The 25,418-nt window shown below is 38.3% G+C and carries 23 protein-coding genes and 1 pseudogene; 11 read left to right on the forward strand and 13 right to left on the reverse strand.

What is annotated here, in order from left to right:
* Positions 1–28 precede the first annotated feature (28 nt).
* Positions 29–961 carry an IS5 family transposase gene (locus tag AC5YCE_RS10685; protein ID WP_496171020.1) on the forward strand — a complete coding sequence of 311 codons (933 nt, stop codon included), beginning with the start codon at positions 29–31 and terminating at the stop codon, positions 959–961.
* 29 nt (positions 962–990) lie between these two features.
* Here AC5YCE_RS10685 and AC5YCE_RS10690 read toward each other — a convergent pair whose 3' ends face one another.
* From AC5YCE_RS10690 to AC5YCE_RS10705, 4 genes are all read right to left on the reverse strand, one after another.
* On the reverse strand, positions 991–2,118 hold the full coding sequence (locus tag AC5YCE_RS10690) for a DUF4297 family anti-phage-associated protein (RefSeq protein WP_496172024.1): 1,128 nt from the start codon (positions 2,116–2,118) through the stop codon (positions 991–993).
* 281 nt (positions 2,119–2,399) lie between these two features.
* On the reverse strand, positions 2,400–2,750 hold the full coding sequence (locus tag AC5YCE_RS10695; protein WP_496172025.1) for an endonuclease domain-containing protein: 351 nt from the start codon (positions 2,748–2,750) through the stop codon (positions 2,400–2,402).
* Between the two features lie 99 nt (positions 2,751–2,849).
* Positions 2,850–4,034, reverse strand: a complete 1,185-nt coding sequence (locus AC5YCE_RS10700) for a molecular chaperone DnaJ (RefSeq protein ID WP_496172026.1) — start codon at positions 4,032–4,034, stop codon at positions 2,850–2,852.
* A gap of 94 nt (positions 4,035–4,128) precedes the next feature.
* Positions 4,129–5,232: a molecular chaperone DnaJ gene (locus AC5YCE_RS10705; RefSeq protein WP_496172055.1), complete on the reverse strand. Its 1,104-nt coding sequence runs from the start codon at positions 5,230–5,232 to the stop codon at positions 4,129–4,131.
* A gap of 338 nt (positions 5,233–5,570) precedes the next feature.
* On the opposite strand from AC5YCE_RS10705, the gene AC5YCE_RS10710 reads away from it, so the two are divergent.
* Together AC5YCE_RS10710 and AC5YCE_RS10715 are read left to right on the forward strand one after the other, a co-directional pair.
* The gene (locus AC5YCE_RS10710; protein WP_496126369.1) at positions 5,571–6,248 is read left to right on the forward strand and encodes a DUF421 domain-containing protein; all 678 of its coding nucleotides are present in this window, start codon (positions 5,571–5,573) and stop codon (positions 6,246–6,248) included.
* Positions 6,249–6,609: 361 nt separating this feature from the next.
* Entirely contained in the window at positions 6,610–7,812 is a 1,203-nt protein-coding gene (locus AC5YCE_RS10715) for a GGDEF domain-containing protein (RefSeq protein ID WP_496172027.1), read from the forward strand.
* A gap of 138 nt (positions 7,813–7,950) precedes the next feature.
* On the opposite strand, the gene AC5YCE_RS10720 is transcribed toward AC5YCE_RS10715, so the two are convergent.
* Both AC5YCE_RS10720 and AC5YCE_RS10725 read right to left on the reverse strand, forming a co-directional pair.
* Positions 7,951–8,940: an NAD(P)H-quinone oxidoreductase gene (locus AC5YCE_RS10720; protein WP_496172028.1), complete on the reverse strand. Its 990-nt coding sequence runs from the start codon at positions 8,938–8,940 to the stop codon at positions 7,951–7,953.
* Between the two features lie 204 nt (positions 8,941–9,144).
* Complete coding sequence (locus tag AC5YCE_RS10725) at positions 9,145–10,029, reverse strand: SDR family oxidoreductase (protein ID WP_496172029.1); 885 nt, start codon at positions 10,027–10,029, stop codon at positions 9,145–9,147.
* A gap of 295 nt (positions 10,030–10,324) precedes the next feature.
* On the opposite strand from AC5YCE_RS10725, the gene AC5YCE_RS10730 reads away from it, so the two are divergent.
* Positions 10,325–11,482, forward strand: a complete 1,158-nt coding sequence (locus AC5YCE_RS10730; RefSeq protein WP_496126365.1) for a sterol desaturase family protein — start codon at positions 10,325–10,327, stop codon at positions 11,480–11,482.
* 63 nt (positions 11,483–11,545) lie between these two features.
* Here the strand turns inward: AC5YCE_RS10730 and cysN (AC5YCE_RS10735) are convergent.
* From cysN (AC5YCE_RS10735) to cysD, 4 genes and pseudogenes are all read right to left on the reverse strand, one after another.
* Positions 11,546–11,803, reverse strand: a pseudogene (cysN, locus tag AC5YCE_RS10735) (sulfate adenylyltransferase subunit CysN); the annotation flags it as partial.
* A 38-nt stretch (positions 11,804–11,841) separates the two neighbouring features.
* A complete protein-coding gene (locus tag AC5YCE_RS10740) occupies positions 11,842–12,309 on the reverse strand; it encodes a YfjT/YkfB family phage-associated protein (protein ID WP_496126364.1) in 468 nt (155 codons plus the stop codon).
* A gap of 116 nt (positions 12,310–12,425) precedes the next feature.
* Positions 12,426–14,042: a sulfate adenylyltransferase subunit CysN gene (cysN, locus tag AC5YCE_RS10745; RefSeq protein ID WP_496172030.1), complete on the reverse strand. Its 1,617-nt coding sequence runs from the start codon at positions 14,040–14,042 to the stop codon at positions 12,426–12,428.
* A 111-nt stretch (positions 14,043–14,153) separates the two neighbouring features.
* Positions 14,154–15,068 (reverse strand): sulfate adenylyltransferase subunit CysD, encoded by a 915-nt coding sequence (gene cysD / locus AC5YCE_RS10750; RefSeq protein WP_496126362.1) that lies wholly within the window; start codon positions 15,066–15,068, stop codon positions 14,154–14,156.
* A gap of 423 nt (positions 15,069–15,491) precedes the next feature.
* On the opposite strand from cysD, the gene AC5YCE_RS10755 reads away from it, so the two are divergent.
* Positions 15,492–16,022, forward strand: a complete 531-nt coding sequence (locus tag AC5YCE_RS10755) for a hypothetical protein (RefSeq protein WP_496126361.1) — start codon at positions 15,492–15,494, stop codon at positions 16,020–16,022.
* Positions 16,023–16,115: 93 nt separating this feature from the next.
* Here AC5YCE_RS10755 and AC5YCE_RS10760 read toward each other — a convergent pair whose 3' ends face one another.
* The gene (locus tag AC5YCE_RS10760; protein WP_496172031.1) at positions 16,116–17,558 is read right to left on the reverse strand and encodes a capsule assembly Wzi family protein; all 1,443 of its coding nucleotides are present in this window, start codon (positions 17,556–17,558) and stop codon (positions 16,116–16,118) included.
* A gap of 315 nt (positions 17,559–17,873) precedes the next feature.
* The gene (gene lysS, locus AC5YCE_RS10765) at positions 17,874–19,403 is read right to left on the reverse strand and encodes a lysine--tRNA ligase (protein WP_496126359.1); all 1,530 of its coding nucleotides are present in this window, start codon (positions 19,401–19,403) and stop codon (positions 17,874–17,876) included.
* 110 nt (positions 19,404–19,513) lie between these two features.
* Between lysS and AC5YCE_RS10770 the strand changes: the two genes are divergently transcribed.
* Positions 19,514–20,179, forward strand: coding sequence for a hypothetical protein (locus AC5YCE_RS10770; protein ID WP_496172032.1), 666 nt, complete (start codon positions 19,514–19,516; stop codon positions 20,177–20,179).
* A gap of 131 nt (positions 20,180–20,310) precedes the next feature.
* Complete coding sequence (locus AC5YCE_RS10775; protein ID WP_496172033.1) at positions 20,311–20,808, forward strand: YqiA/YcfP family alpha/beta fold hydrolase; 498 nt, start codon at positions 20,311–20,313, stop codon at positions 20,806–20,808.
* A gap of 126 nt (positions 20,809–20,934) precedes the next feature.
* Here AC5YCE_RS10775 and AC5YCE_RS10780 read toward each other — a convergent pair whose 3' ends face one another.
* Complete coding sequence (locus AC5YCE_RS10780; RefSeq protein ID WP_496172034.1) at positions 20,935–21,477, reverse strand: adenine phosphoribosyltransferase; 543 nt, start codon at positions 21,475–21,477, stop codon at positions 20,935–20,937.
* 538 nt (positions 21,478–22,015) lie between these two features.
* On the opposite strand from AC5YCE_RS10780, the gene rubA reads away from it, so the two are divergent.
* The 4 genes from rubA to oxyR all read left to right on the forward strand — a co-directional run bounded on the left by rubA (position 22,016) and on the right by oxyR (position 25,352).
* Positions 22,016–22,180, forward strand: a complete 165-nt coding sequence (gene rubA, locus AC5YCE_RS10785; RefSeq protein ID WP_087511919.1) for a rubredoxin RubA — start codon at positions 22,016–22,018, stop codon at positions 22,178–22,180.
* Between the two features lie 78 nt (positions 22,181–22,258).
* The gene (locus tag AC5YCE_RS10790; protein ID WP_496126355.1) at positions 22,259–23,437 is read left to right on the forward strand and encodes an NAD(P)/FAD-dependent oxidoreductase; all 1,179 of its coding nucleotides are present in this window, start codon (positions 22,259–22,261) and stop codon (positions 23,435–23,437) included.
* Between the two features lie 57 nt (positions 23,438–23,494).
* The gene (locus AC5YCE_RS10795) at positions 23,495–24,430 is read left to right on the forward strand and encodes an alpha/beta fold hydrolase (protein ID WP_496172035.1); all 936 of its coding nucleotides are present in this window, start codon (positions 23,495–23,497) and stop codon (positions 24,428–24,430) included.
* Positions 24,431–24,446: 16 nt separating this feature from the next.
* Positions 24,447–25,352 carry a LysR family transcriptional regulator OxyR gene (gene oxyR, locus AC5YCE_RS10800; protein WP_496126353.1) on the forward strand — a complete coding sequence of 302 codons (906 nt, stop codon included), beginning with the start codon at positions 24,447–24,449 and terminating at the stop codon, positions 25,350–25,352.
* The last annotated feature ends 66 nt before the right edge of the window (positions 25,353–25,418 follow it).

Consider the following 25,418-nt stretch of genomic DNA (forward strand, 5'->3'; position numbering starts at 1 on the left):
AAGGCTTATTCAGCAATATAATTTCAAAATGAATAAACCTGCAGCTAAAATCTACCATACAACCAATTGGTCATCCTATAATCGAGCCTTAATTAATCGAGGCAATATTTCCATTTGGTTTGATCCAAAGACTCAGTGGTATGCACAATCACAAGGCAAGCAAGGTCGAAATCAAACCTATTCCGATACAGCGATTCAATGCTGCTTAATGATCAAATCTCTATTTCGACTCTCTTTACGCATGGTTACAGGTTTTGTTCAAAGCCTGATTAAGCTTTGTGGATTAGATTGGACAGCTCCGGATTATTCCACCCTTTGTCGTAGACAGAAGCATATTGATATTGCGATTAGCTATCAAAAAAGTAGTAATGGGCTGCATCTACTTGTAGATTCTACTGGCTTGAAGTTTCTTGGTGAAGGTGAATGGAAATGCAAGAAACATGGGTCTGAATATCGTCGCCAATGGCGTAAGCTTCACATTGCTATAGATGCTAAAACCCTGCAAATACGTGCAGTACAACTCACCACAAATGATGTCAGTGATTCTCAAGTATTTGAAGATTTACTTGCTCAAATTCCCTTGGATGAACAAATTGATTCTGTTTATACAGATGGTGCTTATGACACAAAGCACTGCCGACAACTCATTTTAGATCGAGATGCATATGCGGTCATTCCACCGAGAAAGAATGCAAAACCTTGGAAAGATCAACAAGCGAGGTCTATAGAACGCAATGAGTTATTGAAAACAGTCAAACGGCTAGGAAGATCGCTTTGGAAAAAGTGGTCTGGTTATCATTGTCGAAGTTTGGTGGAAACCAAGATGCATTGCATCAAATTATTAGGCGATAAATTAACATCAAGAAGTTTCCCTAGTCAGGTGAATGAGATTCATGCACGCATAGCGGTCTTGAATAAATTCACAGAATTAGGTCGCCCTCATACCCAAGTTGTCTCTTAAATTTAACTCAATTAGGGTAGCTCTGCCTTTCAAACCTTTGTGCAACAAAGCCGTTTCAATTCACTAAAATGACTGATTATTTTTAATCTCGTTCTATATTGATTTTGTCTTTCTAAAATATTTCTCAAAAATAAATCAATTTCAAATGTAGCTCCTTGATAATAATATCCATCTTCGAATAGATATCCATCACTGATTAGCTGCCCTTTAATTCCAATCAGAGATGACTCATCAATATTATGTATATAAATAAATGGACAAAATTTTTCAGGTTCTCTAGTAGTTCGCTCACCACTTGACCACTTACAACTTAGAGATTTAATTAAATCAAGTAGTTCTGAGTCATCTAAATTAGCTTTGTCGATTAAAAAAAATCTATTCTTAGGTGAAATTGAATCAGAGAAATATTTGTTTTTAACCATCTTACAATATTGTTTCATGTCTTTCTGATATGCAAACCAATAATCAAAAAGTACTTCTTTTGAATCCTTTAACCTCGATATAAAATCTGCTTTTGTAATTATTCGTTCAGACTCTATTTTTGATTTTGCTAAATTTCGAACAATATATAAGCTTTTACTATAAAAAAACTCGACATCACTAGAAGAGCACAATCCTAAATTTACTATTGCGCTAAGAATCTCTTGGTATTGGTCATCAAGATTTGGAGCATTAATATTAATGTCTAGAAGTGATACAAAATCTTCTAAATTTTTATCTGATAGTCCCAAATTTGTATGTACTTCAATTCTCTCACTAGGTTTTTCTTTGGTAGCTCTTGTCACTGTAGTTAAAAAATTGCTTTTAAGATAATTAACATCAATAGAAGCAGGTAATCTCTGTTGACCGCTTTTATAATGTCCATATAGCTTATATTTAATAAAATTATTTTTCTCTTTTAACCTTTTATAAAAGTCTTTAGCCATCCAAGCAATTGCATCTTTAATAATTGAAGGTTGAAATTCACTCTCTTGATAATATTTGCATTGAATTGCTGTAATCTCATCATTTTCATTGCGTATATCAATATCCTCAATACCTTCCACAGTAAAACTACAATTGCCATCTTTATGACTTAGAAGCTGAAGAATTGTATTATCAAATTGATATAAATACCCTCTAATTGTATCTATCGCCTGTCTATTTGGCTCAGACATTGCCCCCCCTATAAAAATAAAAACTCAAAAAATAGTCGTTTATTTTATACTCAGTTTTAAAATTTATCTATTATTTTTTATACACTTATTAAACAGAAACATATCAAGTCCACTCTCTTCCCCCGTATAGATTAACCTTTGCTTTTAACTTTTACTATTTAAAACCCTCACAAGTGCGAAGCAATGTTTCTCATCCTATAAGAGAGGGAGCAACCTTTATGAATTCCACTATAACTTGATACTCAATGCAAATTCCCTCTCCTTTTAGCAGATGAGCATCCTCAGAATATATTCTGAGTACGCAAGGGAATGTTATTCTTCAATTCAAAACACATATTCCACAAATCTTCCAACACCACATCCGTTCGACTCAGTACATCATGATTCCAATATCGCACAACCGTTAAACCCAACGCCTCTAAAAACTTAGTCCGTTCAGCATGATCTCTTTTTCCACCATCCGTTCCATGCTGACTGCCATCTAACTCAATCACCAAACCAATTTCATGACAATAAAAATCTATAATGTAAGGTGCAATCAGATGCTGACGTCTAAATTTTAAATCCATAAATCGCTTGGCACGAAGAATTTGCCACATGAGACTTTCAACATCGGTGGCGGTGTGGCGCATGGATTTGCGAATTCTAATCATGATGACTTTATTTTTATTGTGATTTTAAAAAAGCACCATAAAATCTATGATGCTCATACTAAAAATTAAACTTTAAAATTAAACAATTGACCAACTAAACATTCTACTTTTTAAGAGCATTTTTAACAGCGTAATATCTTGGTACTGAGTTAAAAGCCTTTCATCAATTTCTAATTTATTCTGAATATCAGCCAGATCACGTTGATATTTTTTAGTCAAATCAATCGGTTTAAAGGTTTGCTTATAAAAACCAGAACTTTCCCAATCAAATGAATAAACAATATCATCTATCTCAAATTGCAATTGTTCAATTTGCTCTTCTAGCAATAAGTTATAAGATTTTAAATGCTCATTTGCAACTTTAACTGCCTGTTTTTGATCGTCTTGCTCTGTATAAGCACGTAGCTTTAATAAACGAAGTAGATCTTTTTCCTCTAACGCTCTATTGGCTTGTTGTAATAATTCTGTTTTTTCAATCCGCTTTTGCTCATCTTGCTCACGATCAGGATGAATCACTGAGGCAATTTTTAAATAGATGGTTTTTAATGACTGCCCTGCCATTTTTTTTGCTTCTTCAAGCTGTACTTGCTTCTTTAAGGCTTTCTTTTTTTCTTTTTCAGCAAACTTTTGATACTCTTCACGCTCATCTTCATTGAGTTGATTTTGAATAAAATCCCCTTCTTCTCGATCAAGTTTTTGTTTCACTTTTTGCATAAACTCTTCAAGATTGTCGAGATCTAAATCAAAGTCAAGCCAATCGACCGTCACCCCTAATTGATCTGCTAGAATTTCCTTCATGACTTGTGTCTGCATCATCTCATCAGTATCATGCGCTTGATTCGAATCATCATTTACATTAGATGTAACTGTCTCAAAAGGAGAGCCGTCTTCTATAAGCTTATAATGTTGAGCAACAATGACCGTTAAATCATGTTGTTGTTCAGATAGATTGGGAGTATTGAGGAGCAGACTCGCTAAAATTGAAATTTTTTCATCCAAACGCTGTAAATGGGTTTTAGCAAATTTATGGGCATTTTTATATTGCCAAAGGATCTCTAATTGACTAAACAAAACTTGATGCCATTTACCATATAAGGGCAAGAGTTCCGCATTTGCATCCTGCTGTACTTTTTGTTGTGCTTGTTGCCACTCTATCAACACTGTTTGTAATTTCTCAATTTTTTGAATCAAGCGATTAAACTTCTTCTGTTGTGGAGATAAATTTTCTTTTTCTTGGTACACGCTTAAATCTAAAGTACTCATGAGCCTACTTCAATACCGATATGATTTCATCCAATATTTTAACATGATGAATGCATATGAACTATTGGCTTAAAAAGTACAACCATTTTGTAGCTCACAAAGCCCCATGCTCCAATAACATCTCCAACCCACTCTCTTTGCCCATATACATCAGTCTTTGTTTTTCCACTTTGAGCTGCTGTTTAATGGCGGACACATCCGCATCAATCTGCTTATACAAATCTGCAATATTCAGTTGCCCTTTCGACTTTTGCACTGCAATTTTCGCCTTGGGTGACCATACTAAATCATCAATCAAGGCATTGATTTGAGTTTGAAGCTCAGAACTTTGCAACGTTAAAGCCATTTGATAAAACTTTAACTGCTCATCACTCAAGGCTTTTTTATTCAGTCGCTGTTGCTCAACCTCTAACTGTAATTTCAATAGATAAAATAAATCCTGCTGTTCATAGGCTTCATTGGCACGCTGTAATAGCTTTGTCTTTTCTACTTTCTTCGTTTCATCCTGTTCACGATCCGGGTGAATAATCGAGGCTATTTTTAAATACACGGATTTCAACGATTGCTCAGACATTTTCTCAGCTTGAGCCTGTTTATCTTGTTTTCGTTTAAGCTTCGCTTGTTCACGGGCTTGGCTATACTGATCACGTTGCTGATCAAAATCATATTCCCAGTCCCATGATTCACTTTGATCGATTGCCTGCTCTGAATCAGTCATCTCCATATTTTCAGCCCTTTGCACTTGATCATCATCAGAAACTCTTGTCTTATTAATATGCTGATTCTGTTTAGTCTGTTTTGATCGTTTTAAGTCTGCATGTTCAGCTGTTTGCTTATAAAACTGAATAATCTGCTCAATCAGATCGGATTGATGTTCTGACAGGGTCTGATTCGATTGTAGGGATAAAGCCAAGTCTTGTATGTTCTGATCCAACTGTGCCAGATCTGCTGGAGAGAAATTATATTTGCTTAGGCTATTCCATAACTGCTCTAATTGTTGATAGAGTACTTGATTCAACTGATGATACGCAGGCATTAACTTCTGCCCTGCATACTGTTGAATCTCAGATTTGGCATTTTGCCATGTGGCCAACAATAGTTTTTGCTGTTCTATGCTTTCAATTAAACGATTTAACTTTTTGTGCTGCGGAGACACTTCAACATTGGGTTGAACCGTGGTTTTTAGATCAAAAGTCATCATTAATACAATCAGAACAAAGGCAGAAATACATTATAGCGGACTTCGTATTCCCTCACATCGCAGAACACTTTTAAGAGCATGGTGAGTGATTAATACGAAGCCAATGGGTTGCCTCTCTATTGAGTGAGCTTATTCAATTGGAGATTGAAGTGATTCAACAACATTTCAACCTATTCTCACTTTTAGCTTTAAATTTCGCCTTTTTTAAGCAGATTGTTCTATAGCGCATAAGCTATCAAAAAAAAATAAGCCAACAAAAACATACATTTCTCGCAATACTTCAGCGTCAAGATCCCGATAAACTAAATCTCATTCTAATAAAAAAGGTGTCAGATATGGATCTTCAAGACATTCTCATACTCGATACAACATGGGGCTTTGTCGGCGAATTGCTGATTCGCTGTTTTTTAATGTACATCATGATCATTGTGGTGCTCAGACTAACGGGTAAACGTGGCGTTCGTCAGCTTTCGATCTTTGAAGTGGCAATTATTTTGTGTTTGGGATCGATTGCAGGCGATCCGATGTTTACAGATGATCTGCCTTTAATCCAAGCACTGGTGGTTATGTCGACCATCGTGATTTTATATCGAGTCACCACATGGTTAATGATGAAGTACCAACCTTTCGAAGATCTACTCGAAGGGAAATCTGCCTATATTGTGGAAAATGGTCAATTGGTCATTGAGGAAATTCAAAAAGGCAAAATGTCACATGATGAATTCTTTGCGGAAATGCGTCAGCAGTCGGTTGAACATTTGGGACAAGTCCGTGTCGGGCTATTAGAGTCGGATGGTAAATTCAGTATTTTGTACTATGCAGATGATCAGGTGAAATACGGCCTCCCCCTATTCCCCAAAGCCTGTGAACTGGCTAAGCAAGTTGATAATCATAAGTACTATGCCTGTGTTTATTGTGGCTATGTGACTCAGCTCGATTCGATCAAAACCGAATGTGAGCGTTGCCAATGCACTGAATGGACTGAAGCCATCAATTGCAAACGTATAACTTGATTGGCAATACTAAACTTGATAGCTCCTATTTGAGTGACTTAAGTTTGAAACGCTTCATTTCAAATACGCAATTAGAATACTGAATTGGACGCGCATACACTTTCAGTGATTGTGGCTAAATATCACACAAAGAACGAAGCTTAATATTTCTCTTTCAGAAAGTTTAATCTCATAGTAAAGTATAAAATACAGATACTTAGATACACTTATAATAACGCATAGTCTTTCATTTTGGTGATACATATCACAGCTATTGCATATTCGATCCAAGTATTCACAAATAAACGTAGTAGAAAAATATCAATATTTTGTTTCATTCAGAGCACTGCTATCTGAAAACAAACTACGAAAGGGTGCACGAATGCCGATGTTCAGCCCAGACTTTTCAACAGTCTTTAGTATGATCAGCCTATCTTCCTTCTTGGTATGTTGGATTTTATGGCTCATGGGGCGACAGTATTGGCAACAGGGATTGTCCTTTGCTGTGCTCAGTACTGCCTTATATGGCTGTGCTTATGCTACATTTTTACTGCAAAGTATTGCTCAACATCTGGTTTTTTTGGTGGTTTCAAAACTACTGATTTGTTTAGCGATATCCGTCTCTATTTTATCCATTCAGCGCTTTCGTCAAAGTCATCGAGCAATACGTGACCTTGTTACGGTTTCTCTTCCGATTTTAGTAACGACTGGTTTAGCTTTTCTTTTTATTCCCAATAGCATTGCCCAGTTCAATGAATTTCATACCATCGTTTGTGCCATACAAATCATTTACTGTTTACGTGTCTTGATTCAAATGCGTTCACGCACCCCGGGTTCAGGTTGGATCTTGGTACTTACTTCAGTTTGCATCCAATTTGCTATTTTACTGTTATTGATTGCCACCCAAACCTTTTCAATGCCTGATCTGAACATTCGCTTAACTGCGAAAACAATGGTCACGATGTGGTCACTGTGTGTATTGCTATTTATGAAAATCTTTTTAAGTGGTTTTGGTTTCTTCATGATGGCACGAGACCGTCAATATGCGCTTGAGCAAGGCAAAGAAAAACTCGATTATCTAACTCAATTACCTAATCGTGCTGCGCTACTGAATGGTTTAAAGCAATTGATCCATCAAGATAGTGATACTACTGCACCCTTGACCATTATGTTAATCGATATTGATTATTTTCAAAAAATTAACAATGAGCATGGACATTTAGTCGGTGATCAAGTGATTCAAATGGTCGCTCAAACCTTACAGCTACAATGTCGGGTCACTGATATCGCGGCACGTTATAGTGGAAAAGGCTTTGCTTTACTTTTGACGAACACCACGATTCAAGGTGCAGAAGTTTTGGCGAATCGTTTATGTGAAGTGGTTAGACATCACGATATCATTCTTGAAAATGGACATACTTTAAATATCACCATTAGCATCGGGGTGCATTGTTGTATTCCTGCTAAAAACAATCAATGGGAAACAATTTTTGCTGCGGCGAATACCGCTTTGATCAAAGCGAAGTCCAGTGGTCGTGACCGCTTTGTGATCTCGACCCCCTCCATGTTGCAAAATTCATCCTAGGTATTCTATTAAACGCCGAGCAATTTCAGCGTTTATTTAGCCTTTAGGTCTTTAAAATTCAATAAAAAAAGGTAAGCCTTAGCCCACCTTTATTTCATCCAATTAGATAATTTTTAAATCTAAATTAATTTGATAATGTTAGATCACTTCGACCACCACTTTGCCCACATGCTCACCTGTATCCATGATCGTATGTGCTGCTTGGATTTGATCAAATTTAAAGGTTTTATAGATCATCGGTAAACATTCACCTTTCGCCCAAAGTGGTGCAACCACTTCTTGCAACCCTTTAGTAATTTCAGCTTTTTCAGCAGTGTTACGCGCACGCATGGTGGAACCTGTAATGGTCAAACGCTTCATCATGATTTGACCCAGCTTTACTTCTTTGGCTTTTGCACCGCCTAAGAATGCGATATACACCAAACGTCCATCACGACGTAATAAATTCAGGTTTTGAGCCAAATAGGGTGCCCCAACGATATCTAGAATGATATCGACACCCGCATTATCCGTTGCCTCATTGATCACTTGCTCAAAGTCTTGAGTCTTATAGTTAATCGCTGTGGTCAAATCAGAAATGGCTTGAACTTTTTCATCTGAACCCACAGTTGCAAATGTTTTCATGCCTAATGCATTACATAACATGAGTGCTGTTGTACCAATGCCACTGGTTCCGCCATGAATCAATACCGTCTCGCCTGCTTGTGCTCGTCCCATTTGAAACACATTCGCCCAAACGGTATAGAAGGTTTCAGGAATCGCCGCCGCTTGTACAAAGCTCACGCCTTCGGGAATGGATAAAGTTTGGCTTTCAGGCACCACGCAATATTCTGCATAGCCACCACCATTGGTCAGACCACAGACTTTGTCACCGACCTTAAACGCTTTAACATCTGCACCTACAGCTTCAACTACACCTGAAACTTCCAAGCCCGGCACTGGCGTTACGCCTTTTGGCATTGGATATAAACCTTGCCGTTGCAAAATATCTGGACGGTTTAAACCAAAGGCATGAACTTTTACAAGGACTTCATTATTTGCAGGGCTTGGAATCTCCACTGTTTCATAAACAAGTTTATCGACACCGCCCGGTTCTGTAATAATGATCTGTTGCATCGTCTGTGACATTCGATTTCCTTATTGGTTCACTATTCATGTATTGAGTTTATTTGAACATAGTTCATCTCAGGTTTGAAGTCTTGTCTGACTTATGTCTGAAGTTCCCCATCATTTTTGGAAATGTCTCAATGTGAATATTCATCATTTTGAACGTCATTCAGCAAAAGTTCAAAATAACTTTTATTCAAAGCCAATGCTTGGAAAATAGCTGCTTTAGTTCTTGCTATGGTCTAAATTTTTAATCACATCAGGTAAAAATGATCGATGAAATCCGTCATAGGCTTCATTGTTTTGAGCCGTGGATAATGGAAATATGCGTGTTCCCAATGAAGCAGCACCATCGATGCGAATGGTCACACCTGAAATGAATTTCGATGCTTCTGAAAGCAAATATACGATGGCTGAAGACACTTCTGATTCTGTGCCCATGCGTTGCAGTGGCACGTGTTGCGCCATGCTGGGAATGACTTTTTCAGCCATTTCGCCTGTATAGCTGTCCATCCCTGAGGAAAGTATCCACCCAGGTGCAACCGCATTGACTCGAACGCCTGATTTCCCCCATTCCACGGCTGCAGTTTTAGTGAGGTTGTCGACTCCTGCTCGCGCAGCACCTGAATGTCCCATGTTGGGCATACCGCCCCACATATCGGCAGTCATGTTTACGATGCTTCCACCATGATTCGCCATCCATTGGTTATAGGCTTCACGCATAAGGTAGAAGGTGGCGTGTAGATTGTTTTTAATGACAGCATCGAAGCCATTGGCAGAGATGTTTTCTAAGTGTGATGGGAACTGTCCACCTGCATTATTCACTAAACCATCCAGTCTTCCGAACTTTTCAATGACTTCGCTGATCATGGCTTTAACTTGGTTTTCATCACGGTTATCGCAAGCGATGCCGTGCGCTTTTCCACCATCCTCAAGGATTTCAACCACGACTTGATCGAGTTTTTCTAATGTACGACCTGTGATAATGACTTGTGCGCCTAATGATGCCAATTCATGGGCGGTACAACGACCAATACCTGAACCACCTCCAGTGATGATGATGACTTGGTTTTGAAAGGCATGAGCGTTGAAAATTGAATGATATCCCATATCGTTATTGTACCTTTTTTATATTCTTCAGCAGTAAACCCGAATCTATCTTGAGATTCAATGTCTAAGCGAATTTAAAAAGTTTGAGTTATACGTACGCTTACCAGCCTATCTTGCGATGATGATATTCTCTACTCTTTTCAATCACTGCATTTGGGATATAACAATCAATCTCGACTGCTTAAAAATCACTAAGATAGTGGTCAGTTTTTAAACAAGGGCTGAAATAATTTAAATCGCACAATAAAATAAAATGTAATAATATTCTCAATGACAAATTTATAGAAAAATTATAATGACAGATCAACTTCGAGAAAAATTTGAAAATCTAGAATTAAATCAGGGTCAAGGTAAAATCAGTGCTTTTATTTCAATCGCCTTAGGACTACTTGGAATTTTTGCTGCACTCTGTTTTTTGTTTCCTAGCATCTTCACCACGCCTGAATTACGTCCATTTTATCATCAGCATCACGATATACTTTATTATAGTTTATTGATTGCCATTGCAATCAGTGCAGGCTTTGGAGCTTATAGCTCCATTATTAAACAAAATAGATATGGCTTTTATGGTTTATGTTTTACCATCATTGCCGCGATCTTAGGCTGTGGTCTGATTAAAGCGCCTACACTGCCGAATCTTCCTTTTTATGCAGGCATTGATTATTTTGTACTGACACTGCTTATTCTAGCCTTAGTGTTTATACCGCTCGAAGGATTTTTCGCCAAGAATAAAGATCAGAAAATTCTGCGTGTGGGTTGGTTGACTGATATGAAATATTTCATGTTCAGTCATATCGGTATTCAACTGTTTTCTTTTTTAACCGTGATGCCTATCCAATATTGGATTACACATATTCCCAATAATCCGATTGTCGCTGTGGTTCAATCTCAACCGATTTGGTTACAGTTTATAGAATTGATTATTGTTGTAGACTTCACAACTTATTGGCTTCATCGTGCCATGCACGAAGTAAATTTTTTATGGCGGTTTCATGCCATCCATCACTCCACAGAACATATGGATTGGTTAGCATCTTCGCGATTACATATCGTTGAAGTGGTACTGACACGCTTTATCGCCACTTTACCTATTTTCTTACTCGGTTTTCATACATCTGCTGTTTTCGCCTATTTAATCTTTATTTCCTTTCATGCCATTTTTATCCATTCGAATGTCAGATTTCGCTTCCCTTACCTACGTTGGCTGGTTGCAACACCTGAGTTTCATCATTGGCACCATTCTTCTGAAAAACCGGCTATTGATAAAAATTATGCGGCATTTATTCCGTTGTATGATGTCATTTTTAAAACAGTATACATGCCTAAGCATTTAGCCAGTGTGTATGGAACAGTCGGCTATAAAATTCCTAATAGTTTTGTGAAGCAATTTACTTGGCCTTTCAAACGCTATGTCAATAAATTTAAAAAACGACTGAATAAAGATGCGTCTTAATCCGAACATTCACACCCAATAAAAAAACCCGCGATAAGCGGGTTTTTTTATTGATTCAATCTATTACAGACGAACCAATTCCACAATCTTTTCAGCCAATGCTTCAGCAGACTCATCTGCATAGCTGACATCAGTCCCTTCAGCAACAGTCGTAATCACAACAACACCTGTCTCACGAAGCAACGCCACTTGAGTAGCATCAAGACTTACTTTCGCAATTGCCACGATACCTTGTTGAAGCAACAAGTTTTCAATCGCTTGAGCATTTGCAAGTGCAGCTTCAGACACAGTCACCGCAGCAGGTTTTTGACCTAAACGTGCAGTACATCACACTGCATTCGTTTTGAAATAAGCAATATCTACAGTTCTTCAAACTTTGACATGCAATCTTTTAGTATTACACTTTCATTTGGGTTACGTGGACTAAACGTAGCAATTTTGGTCTCATTCCAATAAGCCTCTATCTGTTTAGCACCAGAAATTTTCTTTGTAAAATCATTCCATTCAGTAGATGAATTTGATGTTTTAGTTGTAGCTGGAGGAGTTGCTACTGTCTCTTGATTTATCAAAAATGTTAATGGTCTTTTCGATACAGAATTCTTATAAGCTGTTTCATAAGACAGGCGTTTAGCAGTAGTAATATAGACACCATGATCACCTGTTTCACCCGTACCGCTAGCACAATCAATGTGAAGCTTATTTCCTTTCACATCATTAATCTGATATATCTCATACCCTTTTTCAAACCCAGTATCCCATATATTAGGTACAGCATTAGCCAATGTCGTCAAAGGCATAATTAAACTTGCATAAAGTATTTTTTTCATATCCCACCTTAATTTCCATATCTTAAATACTACTTTATATATTTCTTAAATGAAGGAAAGTATTACCTTACTATTGTTAAACAAAGAACCCGCATTAAGCGGGTTCTTTCAATCAATTAAAGACGAACCAATTCCACAATTTTTTCAGCCAATGCTTCAGCAAACTCATCTGCATAGCTGACATCAGTCCCTTCAGCAACAGTCGTAATCACAACCACACCTGTCTCACGAAGCAATGCCACTTGAGTAGCATCTAAACCTGCTTTTGCAATCGCTACGATGCCTTGTTGAAGTAACAAGTTTTCAATCGCTTGAGCATTTGCAAGTGCAGCTTCAGACACAGTCACCGCAGCAGGTTTTTGACCTAAACGTGCAGCACGCGCTTCAGCAGTCACAGGATTACTATGTGCCGTCCATTCAACAGACTCTTCCACCATACCTGCACCAATCGTCACGTTATTTAAACGATCAATGAAGATAAATGAACCTGTGTAACGACTGTCTTGATAACGGTCAAAGACTACTGGCGCATCGAACTCAACAGTGACATTGGCAATCGCATTCAGCTCAAGGCTGTCAACTTTTGCCTTTTCCAATGTGTTGACGTTGGTACGGTAGTTAATCGCAGTTACTTTAGCAGGAACAGTTTGCGTACCAATCTTGACATTGTATAGCTTACCCATCACCAGCGGTTGATCTGCCATCCACACCACAGTCGCTTGAACCGAACGTGAAATTGAAGGTAGACCTTGATCAGCACGGATCAACACATTACCACGAGAAATATCAATTTCATCGTTTAAAGTAATCGTTACAGCTTGACCTGCAACTGCACGTTCCAAATGACCATCGAACGTCACGATCTCTTTAACCGTAGACGACTTACCAGATGGTAAAGCAGTAATGGTATCGCCAACGTTAACGTCACCTAGCGCAATCGTACCGCAGAAGCCACGGAAATCGAGGTTCGGACGGTTGACGTATTGCACAGGGAAACGGAAATCACGTTGCGCTGTATCACGGTTAATTTCAACAGATTCTAAAGAACCCATTAGGGTTTGACCCGTGTACCATGGCGTATTTTCAGATTTGTTCACCACGTTGTCACCGTTTAACGCAGAAATCGGCGTAAAGATGATATTCGATGGTTTACGGTCACCCAATTGCGCAACAAAGCCTGCATATTCAGCTTGGATTTCATTGAAACGTGTTTCAGAGAATTCCACCAAGTCCATTTTGTTGATCGCAACAATAATGTTCTTAATACCCAAAAGGCTCGCAATAAAGGTATGACGGCGCGTCTGGGTTTGAACACCATAGCGTGCATCAATGAGGATGATCGCAAGGTCACAAGTTGACGCACCTGTTGCCATGTTACGCGTATATTGCTCATGTCCCGGAGTATCGGCAATGATGAACTTACGTTTTTCAGTTGAGAAATAACGATAAGCAACATCAATGGTAATCCCTTGCTCACGCTCAGCTTGTAAACCATCGACAAGAAGTGCCAAGTCAGGCGCATCGCCCGTTGTACCGACTTTTTTAGAGTCACGAGTAACTGCTTGCAATTGATCTTCATAAATCAATTTTGAATCGTAAAGCAGGCGACCAATAAGCGTCGATTTACCATCATCTACGTTACCGCAAGTCAAGAAACGCAATAAATCTTTATTTTCATGTTGTTTTAAATAGCCCAAGATATCTTGGCTAATCAAATCTGATTGATGAGACATGGCTCATAGCTCCACAAATACGTTGAAATCGGTGTATTGGAATCCCCCTCACTCCCCCTTTGAAAAAGGGGGATGACTCCTCTCTTTCCCAAAGAGAGGTTGGGAGAGATTCTAGAAGTAACCTTCTTGTTTTTTCTTCTCCATCGAGCCTGCTTCATCATGGTCAATCATACGACCTTGACGTTCAGAGCTGGTTGCCAAAAGCATCTCTTGGATGATTTCAGGCAAGGTATCAGCAGTTGATTCCACTGCACCTGTTAATGGATAACAACCTAAAGTACGGAAACGTACCGATTTCATTTCTGGAACTTCGCCCTCGAATAAAGGCATACGTTCATCATCAACCATAATTAACGTACCACTACGCTCCACTACAGGACGTTCTGCAGCAAGGTATAAAGGTACCAATGGAATGCTTTCCAAATAGATGTATTGCCAAATATCAAGCTCAGTCCAGTTTGATAATGGGAATACACGAATACTTTCACCCTTGTTCACTTTACCGTTGTAAAGATTCCAAAGTTCAGGACGTTGGTTTTTAGGATCCCAACGGTGCTTATCATCACGGAATGAATAGACACGTTCTTTTGCACGTGATTTTTCTTCATCACGACGAGCGCCACCAAAAGCCGCATCAAAACCGTATTTATCAAGGGCTTGTTTTAAGCCTTGAGTCTTCATGATGTCGGTATATTTTGAACTACCATGATCGAATGGATTGATGCCCGCATCTACCCCTTCTTTGTTTTGATGCACGATCAAATCAAAACCATGCTTTTTCGCCATGTTGTCACGGAAGGCAATCATGTCTTTAAATTTCCAACCTGTGTCGACATGCAACAGTGGGAATGGAAGTTTTGCAGGGTAAAATGCTTTCAGCGCTAGATGTAACATCACTGCTGAATCTTTACCGATAGAATACAGCATGACCGGATTTTCAAACTCGGCTGCGACTTCGCGGATAATATGAATACTCTCAGCTTCAAGCTGCTTTAGATGAGTAAGTCTTTCCTCATTTAACGACATGGACAACACCAGCTTAGAAAAACGTGTACTTATGACACTTTTGAAAATTTATATTCATTATAGTGATTTAGCCAACTTTCCTTTAGCATGTTTTTTTATATTGATATATGTAAACATCATATAAAAACAGGATAAATACAAAATTAACATTATAAAACCATGGCTTAGCTATAACCAGTCTACCTTATTCATATAACTGTTAAACCTTAACTGAAATATAAAACAATAATTTATTTCTTTTCCGCGCTCACACTGGATTTTAATCATTTCCAAGGTCTACAACGCGAATAAAAATGACATGAAAATGCAATTGTTATGATTTAGAAGCACCTATATAAAATTCAACTGTCCAATAGTTCAACAGATTCTCAATCTAAGCTCATATAAAATTCAATCATTCGACCTCTACAGAAGCTCTCTCCCATGCTTAGCCTAGAACAGATCAAACAGTCTCTTGAAAAAGCCCAGTTCGCTGGAAATATTTATCAGCACAATGACAATATTCTTGTCTTGCAAGAACCCTATACTGAAGATGGCGCGGCTTTTAATATTTTTGTGCAGCATGAACACACTTCAGACCAACTTGGACTTCAATTTGCAATTAAACTGGAAAATCAAAAACTGAAATACTTGATTGGTGTCACGCATAGCAATCAAGACAAGCGCTACGAAATCGCGATCAACAATTTAAAAGGTGACCAAAAAGCCTTTAATCTATGTTATGCCTTTTATAACTATCCCAAAAAATTCTATTTGATCGAAACAGATTTATACGTCAATTCAGAGCAATTTACCCAATGCATTGAACAACAATTGTTTAATCAGCCTGAATTAGATTTTTTGGAAAGCGCCACTAAAATTAATCCAATGGGGCAGTCTTATCATTGGATGAAGCACTATATTTTGCAATCTAGCTTGGATATGAAAGTTCGAATTCAGACCTGTCTATTGTAATGTTCAGTCATTTTCAAATTATTCTGTAAAATTTTGGATATTTCTGCCATAAAAAAAGTCCCATGAATGGGACTTTTTTTCACTCAAGTGATTTTAAAAACCAAACATCGCTTTCTCTAGGGGTAATTCGACACCTAGGGATAGACCCGCATCATTACCATAAAGATCTGAATCAGCAATCCAACCGTTGATCTTCAAAGGAATACTTGGCTTGATGTAATGTGTCCACGTCAGGTCTAGCGCTTTAATTTCATCATTTTCTGGAAAGGCAAAATTGGTTATGCGATCAGATTGATTCACTTTGGCAAACAATGCACGACCAGATAATCGATTCATAGCATCAAAACGAATATCTCCACCGAATGAAATCATTTCCCCATCTCCACCAATTGCATGTGCCAGTGGATAGCCATGTTGGTAATACCCATCGGTATAAATATAATGGTTATAAGAAACGCCTTCTACATTGCCATTGGTTGTGGTATCTGCCCACTCTGCATATATTTGATAAGGCATATTTTTATAACTTGCTGAATAATCGATACCTGCTAAATACATTTTTTTGGCAGGTAATAATCCCGCTTCATCTTCACCGACAAATTGACCATATAAACCAACAGGTACATTGAATAATTGTTGTAAGTTTAATCTTGCATCTAATCCAGCAATTTGATTAGATTTATCTAAATCTCCATCATCAAAATTATCATTACCTTTAATGGCATTCCAAAGTGTATCCCAGTTTTCCGAACGCCCTTCTCCCCCCCATTGCAATACACGGGAAGCCCCTAATTCCAAATACGGTAAAGGTTGAGCTGTTAAACGTAAACCCAATAATTTCGCATCAGGTATCGCTTGATAATCATCTAACTGACCTGCAAAGGCTTGATATTGCCATGGCCCAATCCAAGATAACCATTTACTTTCAAATGCATTTTGCTCTGCACGCTGTACCGTAACACCATAAACAGGACGGCTGGCATCACCACGGATCAAGCTGCCATCATGACCAGGGCCCCAATAGGTAGGAATTTGTCCAGCGATAACCCACTGATTCCATAATTTTCCAGCTAAGTAAGAACTTTCCACATTGACATCTTGATCATTGTCAATCTGTGGGTCTTTCTCTCCTTTAACTTTTAAACGTGCACCCCAGTTTTGTCCGCCAGCATTGAATTCTGCGCCAATGGCATATTGAGCTTTCTGATCATCGCCGAAGGCTTGCGGAATACTCTTAGGATCAGTCTCAGCAAAGACTTCAACTTTTAAGAATTCATTCTCAGCCTCTAAGCTCTGGCGCACAGATTGAATGACTTTTTGTTGTGTCGATGTCGTCACATGAGCATTACTCAAGGCACGTTGAATTTCATCACCACTCAATGGCCAAGTAGACGTACTGATTTGAATAACACCTTGCTGATTTAACCAATTGAGATCCGTTTTTAGATCCGCTTGATTAAGCACAATTCCTTGTGCAAATCCTGTCATCGAAACACTGGCAAAAATTGCCGTATACAGTGATTTTTTAATAAGCATGTTATTCATTACCTAATGGTTATCTATATATTGCACCTTAAATTCATATGTCACATTTTTCAATCATTAAAGTGTGACAAGACGACATATCTTTAATTTTGTTTATCATTTCTTAATTTCCTGTTTTTCAATAAATTTTGAATTAAGTAACCTACTTTAGTTTGAATTTATCCCATTAAAATCCCCCATATTTCAAATATTTATCGTTTAAACACCTCATTCCATCAAAATATCTTCTTAAACTTTAAAAGTGCACACATGAAAAAGCCACCATAAAGGTGGCTTTTCAAATGCTAATCTAAGAGTTTTAAATAATTAAGCGTTCTTATGACGCATATGCGGGAACAAGATCACATCACGAATACTAGGCGCATTGGCAAATAACATCACCAGACGGTCAATACCAATACCTTGACCTGCTGTTGGCGGTAAACCGTATTCTAATGCTTCAACAAAGTCTGCATCATAGTGCATCGCTTCATCATCGCCCGCTTCTTTTTCATCAACTTGCGCTTGGAAACGTTCTGCTTGATCAATCGGGTCATTTAATTCTGAGAAGCCATTTGCCAATTCACGACCGCCAATAAAGAATTCAAAACGATCTGTGATATGTGGATTATCATCATTACGACGTGCAAGTGGAGAAGTCTCCGCAGGGTATTCAGTAATGAAGGTTGGCTGACGAAGTTTAGTTTCAACCGTTTCTTCAAATACAATGGTTTGAAGCTTACCTAAACCAAAACCTGGTTTTACTTGCTCTTTAAGCTCTTCTTGAACAAATTTCGCAAGGAACTCACGGTCATTTACATTTTCTGGTGTAAATTGTGGGTTGTGCTCTAAAATTGCGTCAAACATTGAGATTTTCTTAAATGGACCTTTGAAGCTATATACTTCATCACCATAAGGCACATCAGTCGAACCTAAGATATCAATGGCTAACTTTTCTAGCATTTGCTCAGTCAGTTCCATTAAATCTTTGTAGTCAGCATACGCTTGGTAGAATTCGATCATGGTGAATTCTGGGTTATGTCGCGTAGATACACCTTCGTTACGGAAGTTACGGTTAATCTCAAATACACGTTCGAAACCGCCCACCACCAAACGTTTTAAATAAAGCTCAGGCGCAATACGTAGGAATAATGGCATGTCCAAAGCGTTGTGATGCGTTTCGAACGGACGTGCAGATGCACCACCCGGAATCACATGCATCATTGGCGTTTCAACTTCCATGAAGCGTTTTTCATTTAAGAAAGCACGAATACCAGCAACGACTTTGGCACGGATTTCAAAGGTCTTACGCGTTTCTTCATTGACGATCAAATCTAGATAACGCTTACGATATTTAACTTCGGTGTCATTTAAACCATGGAACTTATCTGGAAGTGGACGAAGTGACTTGGTTAAAAGTTCAAATTGTTCGATATGCACATAAAGATCGCCTTTACCTGAACGACCGATATAACCACCAACAGCGATAATATCACCAAGGTCTAAGCTTTTAATCGTTTCTAACACTTCAGGTGCAAGCTCTTTACGTGCAACATAAAGCTGAATACGACCTGTCATGTCTTGAATCACCATGAATGAACCACGGTTCAACATCACACGACCTGCAACTTTGACATACACTTTTTCGCCAGCTTCAATATCTTCTTTTGAGATTTCAGCAAACTGATCTTGTAAGTCTTGTGCATAGTGTTCACGTTTAAACGTGTTAGGCCAAGGGCTGGTATTGGTTTCCTTCGCCTTCTCTTGTATTTGTTTAAGCTTGGCATGACGCTGTGCAATTAAATCGTTTTCGGAAATGGCTTGTTCAGAAGTCGATTGAGCGTTTTGTTGCGTCATCTCTGCCTCGTGTATAAATTGAAAAATCGGAAGTTGCATAGCATAGCAGAGTTCGAGAATAATGAGTAAGTTTCTATACGATCAAAAATACTAATAAGCGTGTCTTTAAAATGAAAAAAATCAACCTCATTGTTATTTTGTCCATCTTTATGCAGAGTGCTTACGGAGTTATGCATGAAGCTCAAAATATTCAAGAACAAAACCAACCTGACACAGGCGTTCCGCAACTGATTGAAACATCCAATCTCGATACATCTGATTATATATGGAAAGTTAAAGTTGATATCGACCTTAAATTACAGAAAATTAATACGCTGCTTTTAAACCCCAATGAGAAGTTCGATCAACTCAATAAAAGAGCATCTGAAATAGCAGCAGAATATGTGATGAAGTCTGAGCAAAAAAATATCATCAAAATGAAACCTATCATTATTGCAGTCATTTTTCCTTTGGGACCAAAATGGTTAAAACCACCAGTTTTAACAAAGTCTTCAAGTTACATGTCCCTCATGTGCGAATTTTATCCCAAACTTATTACATGGGTTCATCCTACGCTCTATAATGAGAAGACGAATTCTTTTCAATTAAATATAGCCTTATTGGCCGACCATAATGGAAATATCATTAAAATAAAAAACTTAAATCAAAGTCGATTAACAAAATTAAATCATTACATTGATCAAGAGATACTTGAGGGGCGCTTATATCCTTTTAACTACGATGGCATACCTTCAGAGATGAAAATCATGCAACCTTTTGAAGTTAAATGTAAATAACCAGAAACCAATACCAAATGCTAATAGCCGAATGATTCAACCTAACCATATAATACTAAACGGTTTAAACAGCAGATGAGGTGATTAAATTCCTCATTAATTTAAAAGAACGATAATGTGAATGTATAACAATGAATAAGTGCGTTTCAAAAATCTTATTTTTACACGGACTTGATTCATCAAAAGAATCAAGTAAGTTCGAAGTCATTGATGCAGAACATAAGCTCTGTATCAATGTTGATTATCGCAATTTAAATTTCAAAACTGTTGAAACTTTTTATCAGGACATTATCCAAAAAATACAACCTGAGGTTCTGATCGGACACAGTTTAGGTGGGTATTGGGCACTTAAAATGTCTAAGCTTTTCCAACTTCCTGCCATTATTGCCAATCCTAATCTCTCACCCTGTTTTCGTGAAGATTATCCCGCGATTGATGAGCAAGATTTAGATCATGATATTCCCCAGTTAGCCTATATTGAATTGGGTGATGAAGTACTTGATATGCGCCAAACAGCAGATCAGCTCGAGTCCTTTATGGAAGTAGACACTGTTGAAGGGGGTCATCACCGTTTAGAATATCCCGAAAGAATTAACGACCTGATTCACCGCTTAAAAGACTATGTTTAAGTTGTTGTCATTGATTTGAATATGTAAAAAAGCTGAACAACTTTGATCCAGACATAAAAAAGCCTTGCTTGAGCAAGGCTTAGATATAGGATCAGTCAGCAAATAACTCTGCTGATCTATGTAGCATTACGCAACTTGAGCTTCTGGCATTGTTTTATCGTCTAAAACAGTCCAGATATTGAAACCTAAATCACCGTGTAAATCTGGTAAATCAAGGAAAATGCTTGCACCTAGAATCGTATGCTGGCATTTATCCATCAATTGTTTCACAGCTTTTAGTGTGCCACCTGTCGCCAAGACATCATCCACAATAATCACTTTCTGTGGGGCAATATCCGCCGACATTTCAAGACGATCCATACCATATTCTAAACTGTAGCCTACACCGACCACTGGTGGTGGTAATTTGCCTGCTTTACGAACCAATAATAAGCCTTTACCTGTACGCTGCGCCAACAAACTCGCTAAAACAAAACCACGCGCTTCTACAGCCACAAAACTGTCTACGTCTGCCAATTGCTCAGCTGGGATACTTTCAATTAAAGCATCTGTTAATGGACCAATATTGCTCATAAATAATGGTGTTAAATCAAAAAAACAAATACCGGGCTTTGGAAAATTTTGGACAGTACGAATGTGAGACCACAAAGCTGTAGACGTGTCGTTCATAGGAGATTTAGGAGAAGATAAAGAATGTGCGAATTTTAATGGATTTTAGATATAAAAAACAGAGAGCTGATCTTTTTTAAATCAAACAAAAATACTAAGTTATTGATTTTATTAGACACATCAATAAAATAAATATTAGATATATATTTTAGAGAATGGAATTATACCGTAATTTATCTAATATTTATGCTAGACCTAAGTCTAAATAGCGTGTTTATAAAACAAAATAAAAGATTTTTGTATTCAGAATCAGTCAGATTAAGCCAAGCAAGCATTTGAAAATGTTCATTTTACCCAAATGAGTCAAGTCACAAAAATTGCATAATTAGCCCAAACAGCACGCGTTTTGTTCTTCTCTGCCATTCTGCAGAAAGTTTAGTAGGTTAAACTCCGTTATTTACTTTACATTCATCATAGAACTGCGTAAAAATTTGCGTGAATGCGTACACTATTACAAGTAGTCGTTTAATTGAGTTAATGTACGGTTTGGAATATTTTACTGACAACTTATCGGATCTGTCGGTTTTTGGAGAAATAGATGAAAAAATATCAATGCATCGTTTGTGGATGGATTTATGACGAAGCTGAAGGCTGGCCTCAAGATGGCATTACAGCTGGAACAAAATGGGAAGATATCCCCGATGATTGGACTTGCCCTGATTGCGGCGTTTCAAAAGCTGATTTTGAAATGGTAGAAATCTAATCATTACCCTAAAAGACCATGTTATATGGTCTTTTTTAATCAACTATAAAAACCTTCCCTCACATTTTGGAGAGTAATATGCATCCTATCGTAATCATTGGTTCTGGCATGGCAGGTTATACACTTGCAAGAGAATATCGCAAATTAAACGCCGAACATGCATTGGTGATGGTTTGTGCAGATGATGCGGTAAACTATGCAAAACCAACTCTTTCAAATGCTTTGGTGGGTAAAAAAGCACCTGAACAAATTGGTTTAGGTGATGCTGCAAAAATGTCTGCTCAACTGAATATGCACATCCAAGCGCATACTTCAGTACGCCATATTGACGTTGAAAAACACGAATTAACTTTAGACGTAAATGGTCAAAAAACGCTTCAACAATATTCAAAACTCATTTTAGCTGTCGGTGCACATCCAATACGCTTGGCGATTGCAGGCGATGGTAGTGATGACATTTTGGTTGTGAACTCGCTGAATGATTACAAAGCCTTTCGTGAAAATCTAGAAAAAAAATCTCAAAAACGTGTGGTGATCCTAGGCGCAGGCTTGATTGGTTGTGAATTTGCCAACGACTTACAAAATACAGGTCATCAAGCAACAGTGATTGATTTAGCACCACAGCCTTTGGGACGCTTATTGCCAAGCCACGTTGCTGAAGCCTTTCAACAAAATATGGAAGAAACAGGAATCCAATTTGTATTGGGGACTACAGTTGAGAAAGTATCTAAACAAGCAGATGATGCGTATATCGTAACACTTGCCAATGGTCAAAACTTAATTGCGGATGTGGTACTTTCGGCCATTGGTTTACAACCGAATATTGGATTGGCTCAAGAAGCAGGAATCAACACCAGTCGTGGTGTAATTACCAATACACTGATGGAAACCAACCAACCGGATATCTATGCCATTGGTGACTGCGCAGAAGTGAATGGCATGCTATTGCCTTATGTCATGCCACTCATGCAACAAGCGCGCGCGCTGGCAAAAACACTGTCAGGACAAACCACTACCGTTCACTACCCTGCCATGCCTGTTGCCGTAAAAACACCTGCTGCACCTTTAACAGTGCTTCCTGCACCTACTGGCGTAGAGGTGACTTGGGAAACAGAAGAGTTTGATGATGGCATGATCGCCAAAGCAACAGATGCCGAAAATACTTTGCGTGGTTTTGTGCTATTGGGTGCTACAGCAGGTAAACAGCGTCTAGCATTAACTAAATTAGTGCCCGACTTGATTCCTGCGACCATTTAAGGCTTTAATGTTGAGGATATTTTGTAATCAAAATATCCTCTTAGAGGAAAAATAAAAATGAATAGCGCCTTACAATATACTGTTTCACCTTATGCACATTTTATGCAAGAAACCAAAGTCGACTTAGGCAATGGGATTCAACTTCATGTTGAGATCGGTGGCAATTCTGATCATCCCAGTGTGATGTTGATTATGGGTTTAGGTGCTCAAATGTTGTTTTGGCCTGATTTCTTTTGTAAATCGCTCATTGACCAAGGTTATCAAGTCATTCGATTTGATAATCGCGATATTGGTCTTTCCTCTAAAATCCGTAATAAAGGTCCTCGTTTAAATACGTTTAAGCTGATGGGACGCTTTGCTTTTGGGTTGTCAAATCATGGTTCTGCTTATGATCTCTATGACATGGCAGATGATGCCGCTTTATTAATTGAGCGCTTAGGTTTAGCAAAAACACATATCATTGGCGCATCCATGGGTGGCATGATTGCTCAGATTCTTGCTGCCAAACATCCAGAAAAAGTAGATAAAGTCGGATTATTATTTACCAGTAACAATCAGCCCTTTCTTGCACCCCCCTTTCCTAAGCAACTGTTTAGTTTAATTGGCAGACCTGCATCGAACGATGAGGATGGAATTATCTACCATAGTTTAAAGGTGATGCAGACCATCGGATCTCCGGGTTACCTCAATCAAATAGAGGTTATGCAGACAGCCAGAAAATTATATCAACGCAGTTATCATCCAGCGGGTGTACTTCAACAGTTTTTAGCAATATTATGTACAGGCTCTTTACTTCAGATCGATAAACAAATTGATAAGCCAACCCTAGTGGTACACGGCTCTAAAGATCGTTTACTACCATCTAGCCATGGTAGAGCAGTTTCGAAAGCCATTTCAGGCGCGAAATTTGAATTAATTGAAGGAATGGGGCATGATATTCCTGCGCATTTCATTCCACAACTCAGTGGCTTATTTGCAAAACATTTTAAATGATAAACACTAGGACACTATGGCTGCATTACCTTCCCTAAGACAGCTGTCATATTTGGTGACACTCTCTGAGACGTTGCATTTTACTGAAGCAGCACGTCGCTCTTTCGTTACACAATCCACCCTTTCTGGTGGGATTATGGAGCTTGAGCGTTTATTGGGTGGCGTACTGGTTGAACGTGACCGTCAAAATGTACGTTTAACTCCACTCGGCGAGCAAGTTGTTGCACGTGCCCGTGTCCTGCTTGCAGATGCTCAAGATTTAATGCGACTCAGTCGTGAAATGAGCGAACCACTGACGGGTGATCTACATTTAGGTATCATTCCAACAATTGCCCCATTTATCTTGTCGCAATTATTAGAAGAAGTGCACAAAGAATTACCCAAAATTCAACTTCATTTGCATGAAGCACAAAGTGAACATCTGGTTGAAAAGCTTGAACATGGTAATTTGGACATGATCATGTTGGCACTTCCATTTGATACACGTGGTTTGAAAGTTGCAGAAATTGCAAAAGAAAGCCTGTATTTGGTGTGTAATAAAGCCGATCATAAAACTGCGCAAGCAAACAGTTTAGAAGATCTAGATTTATCACATTTGATGCTACTCGAAGAAGGTCATTGCTTACGTGATCATACGTTGAGTGTCTGCCCAATTGGTGAGCGTAAAAATGATCATCGCTTGAAGGCGAGTTCATTACCCACTTTGGTTGAAATGGTCAGCTCAAACCTAGGCTTCACTTTGCTACCTCAGATTGCAGTAAACACGCATATGTTGAAATACAATGATCAACTTGTGATTAAACCAATTGAGAATGCACCATCACGTGTATTATCTTTAGTGACACGTAAGAGCACACCGCTTCAAAGTGAGTTTGATGTGTTATTTCAAGTTTTGCAAAAAATTACATCTGATTTAAGCTAAACATGGAAATAGAACACCCAAGTTAAAGATAGAAAGGAGCCGATTGGCTCCTTTTTTTAGTCAATG

The organism is Acinetobacter sp. CY79, from assembly GCF_059515845.1.